13 protein-coding genes are annotated in these 12,786 nt (G+C 60.0%); 6 read left to right on the top strand and 7 right to left on the bottom strand.

Features of this window, described 5'->3' with window-relative positions:
• Positions 1–80 precede the first annotated feature (80 nt).
• From ASC90_RS20620 to ASC90_RS20610, 3 genes are all read left to right on the top strand, one after another.
• A complete protein-coding gene (locus tag ASC90_RS20620) occupies positions 81–836 on the top strand; it encodes an SDR family oxidoreductase (RefSeq protein ID WP_056544485.1) in 756 nt (251 codons plus the stop codon).
• Positions 837–952: 116 nt separating this feature from the next.
• Positions 953–1,375, top strand: a complete 423-nt coding sequence (locus ASC90_RS20615; RefSeq protein WP_056544972.1) for an MAPEG family protein — start codon at positions 953–955, stop codon at positions 1,373–1,375.
• A gap of 116 nt (positions 1,376–1,491) precedes the next feature.
• A complete protein-coding gene (locus ASC90_RS20610; RefSeq protein WP_056544482.1) occupies positions 1,492–2,367 on the top strand; it encodes a dienelactone hydrolase family protein in 876 nt (291 codons plus the stop codon).
• On the opposite strand, the gene ASC90_RS20605 is transcribed toward ASC90_RS20610, so the two are convergent.
• A complete protein-coding gene (locus ASC90_RS20605) occupies positions 2,368–3,267 on the bottom strand; it encodes a hydrogen peroxide-inducible genes activator (RefSeq protein ID WP_056544479.1) in 900 nt (299 codons plus the stop codon).
• Between the two features lie 122 nt (positions 3,268–3,389).
• Here ASC90_RS20605 and katA point away from each other — a divergent pair, with 122 nt between their 5' ends.
• On the top strand, positions 3,390–4,886 hold the full coding sequence (katA, locus tag ASC90_RS20600) for a catalase KatA (RefSeq protein ID WP_056544964.1): 1,497 nt from the start codon (positions 3,390–3,392) through the stop codon (positions 4,884–4,886).
• A gap of 176 nt (positions 4,887–5,062) precedes the next feature.
• Positions 5,063–5,695, top strand: coding sequence for a TetR/AcrR family transcriptional regulator (locus ASC90_RS20590; RefSeq protein ID WP_056544473.1), 633 nt, complete (start codon positions 5,063–5,065; stop codon positions 5,693–5,695).
• Between the two features lie 3 nt (positions 5,696–5,698).
• On the opposite strand, the gene ASC90_RS20585 is transcribed toward ASC90_RS20590, so the two are convergent.
• On the bottom strand, positions 5,699–6,655 hold the full coding sequence (locus ASC90_RS20585; protein ID WP_056544470.1) for a LysR substrate-binding domain-containing protein: 957 nt from the start codon (positions 6,653–6,655) through the stop codon (positions 5,699–5,701).
• Between the two features lie 203 nt (positions 6,656–6,858).
• On the opposite strand from ASC90_RS20585, the gene ASC90_RS20580 reads away from it, so the two are divergent.
• Complete coding sequence (locus tag ASC90_RS20580; RefSeq protein ID WP_056544465.1) at positions 6,859–7,158, top strand: DUF1127 domain-containing protein; 300 nt, start codon at positions 6,859–6,861, stop codon at positions 7,156–7,158.
• Positions 7,159–7,244: 86 nt separating this feature from the next.
• Here the strand turns inward: ASC90_RS20580 and ASC90_RS20575 are convergent, their stop codons facing one another.
• The 5 genes from ASC90_RS20575 to ASC90_RS20555 form a co-directional block, all read right to left on the bottom strand.
• On the bottom strand, positions 7,245–8,105 hold the full coding sequence (locus tag ASC90_RS20575; RefSeq protein WP_056544462.1) for a DUF937 domain-containing protein: 861 nt from the start codon (positions 8,103–8,105) through the stop codon (positions 7,245–7,247).
• A gap of 85 nt (positions 8,106–8,190) precedes the next feature.
• Positions 8,191–9,564 carry a glutamate--cysteine ligase gene (locus ASC90_RS20570; RefSeq protein ID WP_056544460.1) on the bottom strand — a complete coding sequence of 458 codons (1,374 nt, stop codon included), beginning with the start codon at positions 9,562–9,564 and terminating at the stop codon, positions 8,191–8,193.
• A gap of 148 nt (positions 9,565–9,712) precedes the next feature.
• Positions 9,713–10,450: a 16S rRNA (uracil(1498)-N(3))-methyltransferase gene (locus ASC90_RS20565; protein WP_056544458.1), complete on the bottom strand. Its 738-nt coding sequence runs from the start codon at positions 10,448–10,450 to the stop codon at positions 9,713–9,715.
• A 13-nt stretch (positions 10,451–10,463) separates the two neighbouring features.
• Positions 10,464–11,963 (bottom strand): inorganic phosphate transporter, encoded by a 1,500-nt coding sequence (locus ASC90_RS20560; RefSeq protein WP_056544453.1) that lies wholly within the window; start codon positions 11,961–11,963, stop codon positions 10,464–10,466.
• Positions 11,964–12,026: 63 nt separating this feature from the next.
• A complete protein-coding gene (locus ASC90_RS20555; RefSeq protein ID WP_056544961.1) occupies positions 12,027–12,539 on the bottom strand; it encodes an NUDIX hydrolase in 513 nt (170 codons plus the stop codon).
• Between the last annotated feature and the right edge of the window lie 247 nt (positions 12,540–12,786).

The following is a 12,786-nucleotide window of genomic DNA, read 5'->3' as shown; positions in this document are numbered from 1 at the left end:
ATGGTTTTCATTCCGTTCTATTCCGAAACGATGCTGCCGTCCATATCTCCTGCTCAGTCGAACAACAGGAGACGACGACAATGACACAGAGACTGAATGGAAAGATCGCAGTCATCACCGGCGCCACGTCGGGCATCGGCCTTGCCACCGCAAAGCGCTTCGCCGCCGAAGGCGCGCGGCTCTTCATCACTGGCCGTCGCGCCGACGTGCTGGCTGCGGCCGTCGCCGAAATCGGTGGCAACGTCACTGGCATTCAGGCCGATTCCGCCAAGCAGGCCGATCTCGATCGTCTCTTCGACCGCGTAAGGTCGGAAGCCGGCCGTATCGACGTGCTGTTCGTGAATGCCGGCGGTGGTTCGTTTGCGCCGATCGGCCAGATCACCGAAGAGCAGTTTGATGACACGTTCAACCGCAATGTGAAGGGCGTGCTGTTTACCGTACAGACCGCACTTCCGTTGCTCGGCAACGGCTCGTCGGTCATCCTGACCGGCTCGACCGCAGGCGCTACAGGCACGCCGGCATTCAGCGTCTACGCCGCCTCCAAGGCGGCGATCCGCAACTTCGCGCGCAACTGGATCCTCGACCTGAAGGATCGCGGCATCCGTATCAACACGCTGAGCCCGGGCCCGACCGAAACGACCGGGCTGGTCGAACTCGCCGGCAAGGACAAGGCGCAGCAGCAGGGCCTGCTTGACTATCTCGGTTCGCAGGTTCCGATGGGTCGCGTGGGTCGCGCCGAGGAGATCGCCGCCGCCGCCCTTTTCCTCGCCTCGGATGAATCGAGCTTTGTAACCGGCGCCGAACTCTTTGCCGATGGCGGCATCGCACAGGTCTGATCAAGCACGCCCGTCGCGATGCATTTCGCGGCGGGCGTTGGACTGGCAAGGCCGGATCTTTTCCGCTACTGCTCTGAAATCAAAGCAGAAGCAGCGAGGAGATGACCATGAGCGGAATGACGGGCTATGAAATGTTCTGGCCCATTGTTGCCCACGTGGCGCTGGTCTATGTCCTCTACGCACTGCTCGGCTACCGTCGCCGAAGGATGGTAGATGCGGGAAACGTCCGGGTTTCGGACTACCGCGAAAACCGCAACGAACCGCCGCAGAGCCTCTTCGTCAAGAACTGCATCGCGAACCAGTTCGAACTGCCGGTGCTCTTCTACGCCTGCTGCATCCTCCTCTATATCACCGAGGCCGACAACATTGTTGCGTTGGTCCTCGCGTGGATCTTCGTGGCGCTGCGCTACGCCCATGCGTTCATTCACGTCACCAGCAACCGCATCCGCTATCGCAGCCCGCTCTTTGCCGCGGGCTATATCGTTCTCGGTGCCATGTGGGTCTGGCTTGCCGTCTGGATGACCTTCCCGAACGGTTAGAGCTTCTGTCAGCGGGAAGTAACGCAGTTTTGTTCCTGTGTTACCTCCTGTGTTACCGGCCACTGTCCTATGTTTTTCCGCAGGCGAAAACCCTGGGCAGGGAAGAGGAGGCTGAAATGAGCAAGCCGGAAATCACGCAGGCGATGATCAACGCCTACGACGAGTACACCCATCTCACACTCGACCGACGGAATTTCATGGACAAGCTGACGAAGCTCGCAGGCTCGGCGGGTGCTGCGGCTGTGATCGCGCCTCTGCTCGCTGCCAACAAGGCCAGCGCGGAGATTGTATCCGCGGCGGATGACCGCCTGACGGCCAAGGATGTCACCTACCCTGGCAGCGGCGGTGAAATGCGGGGGTACCTCGTCGAACCGAAAGACGCTTCGGGGAAGCTTGGCGCCGTTATCGTCATCCATGAAAATCGCGGCCTCAATCCGCATATCCGCGACGTGGCGCGCCGCATGGCGCTCGAGGGATTCGTCGCGCTCGCGCCGGACTTTCTTTCTCCGCTTGGCGGGACGCCGGAGAATGAGGATCAGGCCCGCGACATGTTCGGCAAGCTGGATCGCGCCGCGACTGTCGCCAATGCCGAGGCGAGTTTGCTCTATCTCTCCAAGCTGGATGCGACGAACGGCAAGGTTGGTGCGATAGGCTTCTGCTGGGGCGGCGGGCTGGTAAACAGCCTTGCGATTAATTCTCCGGAACTAAAGGCAGGCGTTGCCTACTACGGAGCCCAGCCCGACGCGGCGGAGGTGCCGAAAATCAAGGCCGCAATGATGTTGCACTACGGCGGTTTGGACGAGCGCATCAACGCCGGTATCGCCGCCTACGAGGCGGCGCTCAAGGCAGACGGCAAGGACTTCCAGGTGTTTATCTATGACGGCGCCAACCATGCCTTCAACAACGACACCTCGGCCGCCCGCTACGATAAGAAGGCGGCGGATCTTGCCTGGAGCCGTACGATCGCGTTTCTCAAGAAGAACCTGTCTTGATCAGGCGGCGTGGGGGGCGGGGGCGACGGCTATGATCGCTTCCGCCAGCGCCTCCATCTCCTTGCCACGGTGATTGCTTCGCCGCCAGGCGAGGCCGATTTCGCGCAAGGGCTGCGGATCGGCAAAAGGCACGATGCGGATCGAATTGCGGCTGGTCTCGGTGGCGATCGCCATCTCCGGGATCAGCGTCATCCCCATGTCGTGCGACACCATCTGCAAGAGGGTGGCCATCGACGTCGCGCCGAAATTGACAAGGCTGCGCTTGCCCGCGCTGCAGACGGCGAGCGCCTGGTCCCGCAGGCAGTGACCTTCCTCAAGCAGCAGCAGGCGATCGACGTTCACCTCGTGCTCCGTGAGCGGCGACATGAGAACGTTGTCGCCGTTTTCTGCCACGGCCATGAAGAATCTATCGGTAAAGAGTGGTCGGGTCTGGATGCCCTCGATGTCGAGGGGCAGGGCCGCGATGACAGCATCGAGCTTGCCCACGGAAAGGTCAGCCATGAGGCGATCGGTGACGGCTTCTCTCAATTCGACTTCGACGGTCGGATAGGTGTTGCGGAGATGCGGGACGAATTGCGGTACCAGATAGGGTGCCACCGTCGGAATAATCCCGATGCGGATCAATCCCTCCAGTGTGCCGCCGCCCTGTCGTGCCGTCTGCTCCAGCAGATCGACCTGATGCAGTATCGACCTGACATGATGAAGCACCTCTTCGCCTTTCGGCGTCAAGATGGTGTTGTGCCGCGTCCGTTCCACCAGTCTTGCGCCGAGGTATTCTTCCATCTCCATGATCTGGGCGGAAAGCGCGGGCTGGCTGATGTGCACCATTTCGGCGGCTCGGCCGAAATGCCTAGTGGTCGCGAGCGCATCGAAGTAGCGCATTTGTCGAAGGGTCAGCACGATAGGTTTTTCCGATCGAAGTTCACAATAAATACGATTGGAAATTATCGAAGGTCAATGGGAAAACTGCATGGTCGAGAGCCAACGACGCTTTCCCTGGCCATTTCATGAAGGAGGATTTCATGTCCGATCGCCCGACTTTGACGACGACGGCTGGTTCACCAGTCCCTGACAATCAGAACTCCATCACCGCCGGTCCGCGCGGCGGGATCATGATGCAGGACTATCAGTTGCTTGAGAAGCTAGCGCACCAGAACCGCGAGCGCATTCCCGAACGCGTCGTCCACGCCAAGGGCTGGGGCGCATTCGGCACGCTGACGATATCAGGCGATATTTCGAAATACACCAAGGCAAGCTGTCTGCAGCCGGGTGCGGTTACGCCCATGCTTGCGCGCTTCTCCACGGTCGCCGGTGAAATGGGCGCTGCCGACGCCGAGCGCGACGTTCGCGGCTTCGCACTGAAATTCTATACCGGCGACGGCAACTGGGACCTCGTTGGCAACAATACGCCGGTGTTCTTCGTTCGCGATCCCCTGAAATTCCCGGATTTCATCCACACGCAGAAGCGTCATCCGAAGACCAACCTTCGCTCGGCAACCGCCATGTGGGATTTCTGGTCGCTGTCGCCGGAAAGCCTGCATCAGGTCACCATCCTGATGTCGGACCGTGGCCTGCCGATCGATCCGATGCACATGAACGGCTACGGCTCGCACACCTACTCCTTCTGGAACGACGCCGGCGAGCGCTATTGGGTGAAGTTCCATTTCAAGACCCAGCAGGGCCACAAGCACTATACAAACGCCGAAGGTGAAAGCCTGATCGGCAAGACCCGCGAGAGCTACCAGGAAGCCCTTTTCGGCGGCATCGACAAGGGCGTATTCCCGCGCTGGAAGGTGCAGGTTCAGGTCATGACGGAAGCGGAAGCCGAGAGGACTTCCTATAACCCGTTCGATCTCACGAAGGTCTGGCCGCACAGCGAATTCCCGCCGATTGATATCGGTGTGATGGAGCTGAACCGCAACGCCGAGAACTATTTCGCGGAAATCGAACAGGCTGCATTCTCGCCGTCGAACATCGTCCCTGGCATCAGCCATTCGCCGGACAAGATGCTGCAGGCCCGTGTTTTCTCCTATGCCGACGCGCATCGCCATCGGCTTGGAACGCACTATGAGAACATTCCTGTCAACCAGCCGAAATGCCCTGTTCACCACTATCACCGCGATGGCCAGATGAACACATATGGCGGCATTCGCAGCGGAAACCCTGACGCCTACTACGAGCCGAACAGCGTCAATGGCAGCCCATTTGAGGACAAGTCGGCCAAGGAGCCGCCGCTGAAGGTAAGCGGTGACGTGGATCGCTACAATCATCGGGAAGGCAACGATGATTACGGACAGGTGCGAGCGCTCTTCAATCTGTTCGATACCGATCAGAAGGGACGCCTGTTCTCCAACGTCGCTGCGGCAATGGGCGGCGTCCCGGGCCACATCGTCGAGCGGCAGCTCGCCCACTTCAAGCTGGTTCATCCGGACTACGAATCAGGTGTGCGCGCAGCTCTCGGCAAGCAGCACGGCTACAAGGTCGATACGATCAGCGCGCAGCCGACCGCAGCTGAATAGTTTCCGCATCCGGAACGACCAAATCGGGGCGTATCGCCCCGATTTGTTTATGCTTTTCGTGATCGTTAAAATCCGATCCTTCTCGTTTACCCACCATGAAGACCTGCATGTCATATCGGCCAAAAGCGCCGGTTTGAGCGATCGTCCGCGCCGCGAAAAAGAGGATGGGGAACGACATGAGCGTCGGGAGTTCGGATCGCATTGGCCTCCGCAGGAAGCCGAAACAGGAACGCAGTATCCAGAGACTGGATCTCATCCTGTCCGCTGCGGCGGGATTGATCGCTGAAAAAGGCGTGAGCGCCATGCGAATGACGGAACTCGCCGTCGCAGCCAAGGTGCCGATCGGCTCCGTCTACCAGTATTTTCCTGAAAAGGCTGCCATCGTCAAAGCTCTCTTCGATCGGCATGCTTCGGCCATCCAGGCGCGTATTGCCGAAGCCTTTGCAGTCGTTCACTCCGTTGAACATGCGCTCGAAGTGCTCGCGGCAACGATCGACTGGCACTATGATGACTACCGCAACGATGCCGCCTATCTCGCCATCTGGGCGGGAATCGAGACGGACCAGGACCTGTCGCGGCTGAACATCGAGCACAGCAGCCGTATCGCCGGCATTTTCCACGACACCGTGCGGCGCATCGCGCCGGAATTGACGGCGGCTGACATGGAGGCCCGCACGTACCTGTTCAGTCACCTGCTCGGTGCTTCGATCCGGCTTGCCGTCGTTAGCGAAGCCTCGTTCGCCCGGCGCATTCTGGATGAGTGGAAGCGCGTGATCCGCACCTCCTTTTTCTCGGCCGTACCTGCCTGACGCTTACCAGCTTGGTACCGCATTTCCGACCTTGAGCCGAGGCTGAAGGCGCCCGTAGGCGTTCTTGACGTCTGGCTCGAGATTGTCGTCGACCACGGCAGGCGTGATGTTGTCGAGGCAGGCTGTGATGTGCGCCGTGATGGCGTTCATCAGCGAGATCGAAACGCCAGGCCGCTTCATGATGCCGATCTGGACCGGGGGCAGAGCAGGGAACCCGTCCGCCTGGCTCAGCACCTTCATGCCGGTCCGCAATGCCGATTCCGGCATGACGGACACAGCCATGCCGGCGAGAACGGCGGCAGCGACGACGGTGCAAGACCAGCTGGTGAACAGGATCTGGTGTTCGCGGCCGACGGCGTCGAGTGCCGAGCAGGCCAGCTGGCGCCATTGGCAATCACGGCGACCGACGGCAAGCGGCACCGGTGCATCGTCGCGGATCGGATGGTTGGCCGATCCCACCCAGCAGAGCGGTTCCGTTCTGACGACGTCGGACATGCGCTCGCGCGGGTTATGCGTCACCAGCGCGATGTCTAGCTCGCCACGGTGCATGCGCTCGGCAAGGTCGACTGACGGTTCGCAGACGATATAAAGCTCGACATTCGGATGCGTCTTCGCAAACCTGCCGATGATCTCCGGCATGTATCGGTCGGCGTAGTCGTCCGGGGTGCCGATGCGCAGCGTTCCCTCAAGGCGGTTGTCGTCGAAAGCCGCGATCGCCTCGTTGTTGAGCCTAATCATGCGCCGCGCGTAGTTCAGCAGCTTCTCGCCCTCGGTGGTCAGCCGGTTGCCGCGCCCGTCCTTGATGAAAAGCTGCTTGCCGATCCGCTCCTCAAGACGCCGCATCTGCATGGAGACGGCTGACTGCGTCTTGTAGACCCTGTCGGCGGCCTTGGTGAAGCTGCCGGAGTCGACAATTGCGATGAAGGTCTGCAACTGATCTATGTCTAGAGGCGCGGCCATGATCTCACCTATAACAATCTCTGATGATAATCATTAGAAACATTCGTTGGACTGATCAATAGGTGTTTGGCATTTTCGGGGTGCAAATCAATCAAAGTGAAGGACAGACGCCCCTGCCTGTCCGCTCCGATTTCAACCTTGCTCCTACCCGCATGACCTCGCGGGGAGGGTGGGTTGTTGCGCGCCAATGAAAGGATCATCCCATGCGCACGACAGACCGGATATTAGAACTCGACTGCAGCCATGCATCGGCGACGTACACACAGCGTCTCTTCAATGGCTTTGCAACGCTGGCATCCGTACTGCGCGTGTTCCGCAACCGTATGGAGATCAACCGGCTACACGAGCTCGACGACTATCAACTGAGGGACATCGGTCTTTCCAAGACCGACCTGACCTCCGCCTTCCTGGCCTCGACCTTCTTTGAGGATCCGTCGGATCACCTGACGCGTTCCGCCCGCAATCGCGGACGCAATTCGATCTTCCGGTCCAACGAGGAGTAGGGCCAGCCCAGTTTTCCCCGCAGGGTGATAGCCAATAGCCCTGCTTCTTGCCCGGTGACCGGCTTCCCAGCCGTCTCCGGGTTTTTTTATGCCTTGGGGGGAGCGGCCGGCGGCGCCTTCGGCATATAGCTTTCGAAGATCGCTTCCATTTTCTTCTGGTAGTTCTTCTGGACTTCCAATCCGCTGTCGAACATGGTGTTCAGCATCTCCAGATAACCTTCGGTCGCGACCTTTGCCTCGTCCTTCGGCACATCAGCCGGTTTGGGTGTTGCCGGCTTCCCCACGTTGCCCATCATCTCCTGAAAGGCCTTGGCGAAGGGGTTGTCGAGGAAGGGGTTGGCCTGCGCCTCTGGCGCGGGCTTCTGCGCGTTGAACATCAGTTGCATCGTCTGCGTGAACGGATTGTCGAAGATGCTGGGTTCGGGCGTAGTCTTCTGTTTGGGAGTAAAGCCGGTGCTTTCCAGCCACTTTTGTATGCTCTCGCCCATCGCGGTGTTGACGAATGGGTTCACCGGCGTGCTCATCTGTCCCATCGATTGCTTGAAAAGCCCGCCCATCAGCGTATCGGCCATGACGGGCAGCATCTGCTTATAGATTTCCTGGCCGATGCCGGTCATCTGTGCCGCCTGCGCTGCCACCGCACGCGAAACCTCCTTGGAGCCGAAAAGCTGGGCAAGAATATTGTTGCCGTCAGAGACGCCCTGCGGGGTGAATGCCTTGTTCATGTCCTCGAAGTATTTGGCGTAATTGCCGGACGCGACGGCCTGCATCAGCCCTATGAAGTCGTAAGGGTTGCTGGTGCTCCGCTTCAAGCCTGCGGAAAAGGCGGGCATGAGCGCCGCCATCGCCTTGGTAGCCTGTTCCTGGGCAAGATTGAACTGCCTGGAGACCGCATCCATCGCCGCGCCGTTCTGCGCCTGCATCATCATGTCGAAGAGTGGCAGCATGGAAATCCCCTTCCAGATTCGCGACGCATAGTTGCGTCACTATAGCCGGAAAAAAGCATGCGCAAACGTCTTTTTGAAGAAGGGGTTAGTATTGATATTCGTCGAACACCTGCTCGACCGAGCCGTTCCAGCGGCCATGGTAGCGCGCCAGCAGATCCTCGGCCAGCGTCGCCTTCTTCGCCATGACTTCATCAAGCGGCGAGAGGAAGATCGTCTCGTCCTGACCCTCCTTGTTGAGCTTGCCGCGCGCCTTGAGGCCCGTCTTTGAGACGGCGATCACTTCGCGCGCCGTGTCGTAGAGCTCGTGGCCGCGGAACTTTGCCTTTAGCCCCTCGGCCGGAACCGCGTTGCGCAAGGCATTGACCTCGTCGAACGTCCAGTCCCTGGTCAGCATGTCGGCGGCCTCGAGTGCCGCTTCGTCGTAGAGCAGGCCGACCCAGAAGGCCGGCAACGCACAGATGCGCCGCCAAGGACCGCCATCGGCTCCGCGCATTTCAAGGAAGCGCTTCAGTCGCACGTCCGGGAACAACGTCGACAAATGGTTGGTCCAGTCACCCATCGTCGGCTCCCAGGCAGCAATCTCGCCTTTCAGCCCGCCGTTCATGAACTGGCGGAAAGTCACATGCGTACAGTCATGGTAGCGACCGTCGCGGACGATGAAGTACATCGGCACGTCGAGCGCCCATTCCGCGTAGTCTCGGAAACCGAAGTCGTCGCGGAAGGTGAAGTCGAGCAGCCCCGAGCGGCGGTTGTCGGTATCGCGCCAGATGTCGCCGCGCCAAGACAACAGGCCGTTCAACTTGCCTTCGGTAAAGGGCGAGGAGGCAAAGAGCGCGGTCGCCAGCGACTGCAGCTTCATCGATACACGCATCTTCTTGCGCATGTCCGCTTCGGACGAGAAGTCGAGGTTCACCTGAATCGTACAGGTCCGGTACATCATGTCGAGCCCCTTGCTGCCGACTTTCGGCATGTAGCGGCGCATGATGTCGTAGCGTGACTTCGGCATGACGGGGGTTTCGGCAAGCGTCCACTTCGGGCTGCCGCCGATGCCAAGGAAACGGATGCCCATCGGCTCAGCGATTTCGCGCAGCGTCGCCAGATGCTGGTTGGATTCCTTGCAGGTCTCGTGAATCGTTTCGACCGGGGCACCCGACAGCTCGAACTGGCCGCCCGGCTCGATCGAGATAGCGCCCATTCCGTTTGGCGCACCAAGGCCGATGATGTTGTCACCGTCAAGGATCGCTTCCCAGCCGTTCTTTTGCTGCAAGCCCTTGAGCAGCCCGGAAATGCTGTTTTCGCCAAAGTACGGAACCGGGCTGTTGTCCGCCTTGAAGAATGCGAACTTCTCGTGCTCTGTGCCGATGCGGAACGCTTCTTCCGGCTTGTTTCCCGCGGCGAGATAGTCGGTCAGCTCCTGAACCGAAGAGAGCGGCGTCTGGTCGGTGGTATCGCGAGCCATGCAAGTAACCTGTATTCGGGAAGGCGCCTGGAGCATCCAGGCAATTGGAAGGGTGATTAGGACCGCTGGCAGGTATGTTGCAAGTGAAATTGTTTCAACGGTTCATCAAAAAAATAGCAACGATTTTCGCGGCGCGCCGATCTTAGGGTTAATTCCAGTCGCCGATTGCGGCCTGAATGAGTGCCATCGCCGCGACAGCTGCCGTATCGGCACGCAGGATGCGCGGCCCGAGCGGGATTGCGGTGACGAAATCGAGGCTCCGCAGCCGAGCACGCTCCTCCTCGGAAAAGCCGCCTTCAGGACCCACGAGCAGGGCAAGCTTCCGCTCCTGAACCTTTGCCAGGAGCGGCAGGGGATTCTGGCCGGCATCGCCTTCGTCGCAATAGATGATGCGTCGGTCGGCCGGCCACTGGTCCAGCAGGTCGAATAGCCTTGCCGGCTCGGCGACCTCGGGAATCCCGAGGATGCCGCATTGCTCCGCTGCCTCGACGACATTCGCCTTCAGCTTGTCGAGGTTCGTGATCTTGCCCTGGACGTGCTGTGTCATGACCGGTTGCAACAGCCCGGCACCCATCTCGACGGCTTTCTGCACCAGGTAGTCGAGACGCCCGATCTTAAGCGGAGCGAAGAGATAGTGCAGATCGGACGGCAAGGGTTGTGGCCGTGTTTGTTCCTCGACCATCAGCACGATGCGTTTGCGGGTCGGGAACGTCAGGCGCGCCTTCCACTCGCCGTCCCGGCCATTGAATACCAGGATCTCGGCGCCGTTCTCCATGCGCAGCACGTTTGCGAGGTAATTGAAGTGGTCGGCCGTGGTTTCCGCCGCCGCCCCGGCCGAAAGGGACGTATCGACGAACAACCGTTGCATCCGGAAATTGGCGCGCATGGAAGGGTCCTGCCTAGATGAAGAGCGCGAACATAACCCAATAGATCATCGCCGCAAGCGCCGCCGAGGCAGGCACGGTGATGATCCACGCAGCAATAATGGTCATGAAATGCGAACGCCGCACCAGATAGCGCCGCCGCACCTCGTGCATGTTCGGATCTTCCGGTTCATCGATCGCCCAGCTGTCGGACGTCCGGCGCAGGTATTTGATGCGACGCTTCGAGTGGCGCGTATACCACTCACGGAAGAAGCCGACGCCAAACACGGAGCCGACGGCGATATGCGTCGTGCTGACCGGCAGGCCCAGCCAGGAAGCCAAAATCACCGTGAAAGCCGTCGAAAGCGCGACGCAGTAGGCCCGCATCGGGTTGAGCTTGGTGATCTGCTCGCCGACCAGGCGGATCAGGCGTGGACCAAAGAGCAGCAGGCCGACGGAGATGCCTAGAGCGCCGATCAACAGCACCCAGGCGGGAGGGGCTCCATGCGGCTCAAGCGCCTGGCCGGTCGATGCGCTCACGATGGCCGATAGCGGGCCGACCGCGTTGGAAACGTCATTTGCCCCGTGCGCAAAAGACAGCAGCGCCGCCGAGCCGACCAGCGGCAGCTGGAACAGGACGCGAAGAGAGCTGTTCCGGTTCTCAAGGCCGCGCGCCTGCCTGCGAACCAGCGGCCGCGCGACGATCCAGCCCGCCAACGCAGCCGCAAGACCGATCATGGTCACGACCAGCGGCGAGAAATGCCCTGTGGCCTCCAGTTGCAGCACCATGTAGGCGCTGAAACCGCCGATCATCATGGCGATCAGAACCGGCACCCAGCGCCTGGCTGCGGCAATCTTGTCCTCCCGATAAATGATAAGCGTCTTGACCAGGAAAAGCAGGCCAGCGGCGATCAGCCCGCCGAGCAGCGGCGATGTCATCCAGGCCGCCGTGATCTCGAGCATCACCCGCCAGTTCACTGGTCCGGGGCCGACGGCGCCGACGCCCGCGCCGATCACCGCTCCGACGATTGCGTGCGTGGTCGATACCGGCGCGTTCAGCCAGGTCGCGAGGTTGATCCACAAGGCGGCTGCGACAAGCGCCGCCATCATGATCCAGGCGAGCGTGTTCGCCGGCACCTGTACGGTATCGAGGATGCTGGACGAGATTGTCCTCACAACCTCGCCGCCCGCGATGGTCGCACCAAGGATTTCGAAGATGGCAGCGATGACGAGCGCCTGGCCCATCGTCATCGCGCGGGCCCCCACCGCCGCGCCGACGTTGTTCGTCACGTCGTTAGCGCCGATGTTCATCGCCATGTAGGCGGCCAACGCCGCCGCAGCGATCACCAGCACCGCGCCCGGTCGGTCAAACACGTAGACGCCGGCGAAAAGCATCGCCAAGCCAAGGAAAACCAATCCGATGCCGGGTGCCGCCAGCTTTCGGGAGATAAACTTCGCTGCGTCCTCGACGTGGCTGATCTTGTCGAGATCCTTGTCGAGTGTTCGCTTGATGAGGATTGCGCGGCGGTCGGGCATGCTATTCCTTGTGACTGAATCCTGCTTTAGCGCCGCAAAGTTTAGCAGCGCAAGATGGCAGATTCATTCCGCTGGAATTTGCTTTGGCGACCTTGTGGCGAGCTGTTCTGCCATGCGGCGCTTGAACAGCAGGAAAAGGTCGCGGAGCTCCGGCTCCTGGACCCGCTTCACAGCTTCGTCGCAGGAAACCCATTCCACCTTGCGTTCACCTTTTTCCTTGAAATTCTTGGCGATATCCGAAACTTCGAGCACGTATACCTGCACCCTGCAGGCCACTCTCAGGCCGCTCTTGAGTACTTTCGGATACGAGTAGGTGCCGATCGGTTGCTTTTCGACCGTTCCGCGCGCACCGGCTTCTTCGAATGCCTCGCGCGCTGCCACTTCGTAGGAACACCGCCCGTCCATCGGCCATCCCTTGGGGACGACCCACCTGCCAGTATCACGGCTCGTCATCAGGAGCACTTCAAGCTCGCTGCTCTTCTTTTTCACCCGGTAGCAGAGCGCAGCATATTGTTGACGCGGTGGGCGTCGAAACATGAGCTGTACGTCTGAAGCCAGTCGGGCGAAAAGAGTCAACGTTGAAGGCACCTTTTTTGGGTTGAGTCGGTTAAATTAGTATCCGCTGTAAAGCTTGCGCGATCCATACGAATTAGTGTTTTTGCATCGGATATTGCATTCATCAATATTCTATCACGCTGCGGTTGGGGAATTCCGCCAAATACTATCCTGTTTCCGCCTTTGCACAGGTGTTCAATATGCGCCTGTCTTGAATTCCAATCAACAAGGCCGTCATGTATTGCACTGTTATGTCGGCACTAAGGTG

It is taken from the genome of Rhizobium sp. Root1220 (assembly GCF_001426265.1).
GTDB lineage: Bacteria > Pseudomonadota > Alphaproteobacteria > Rhizobiales > Rhizobiaceae > Rhizobium.
This window is presented reverse-complemented; position numbering and strand designations above follow the sequence as displayed.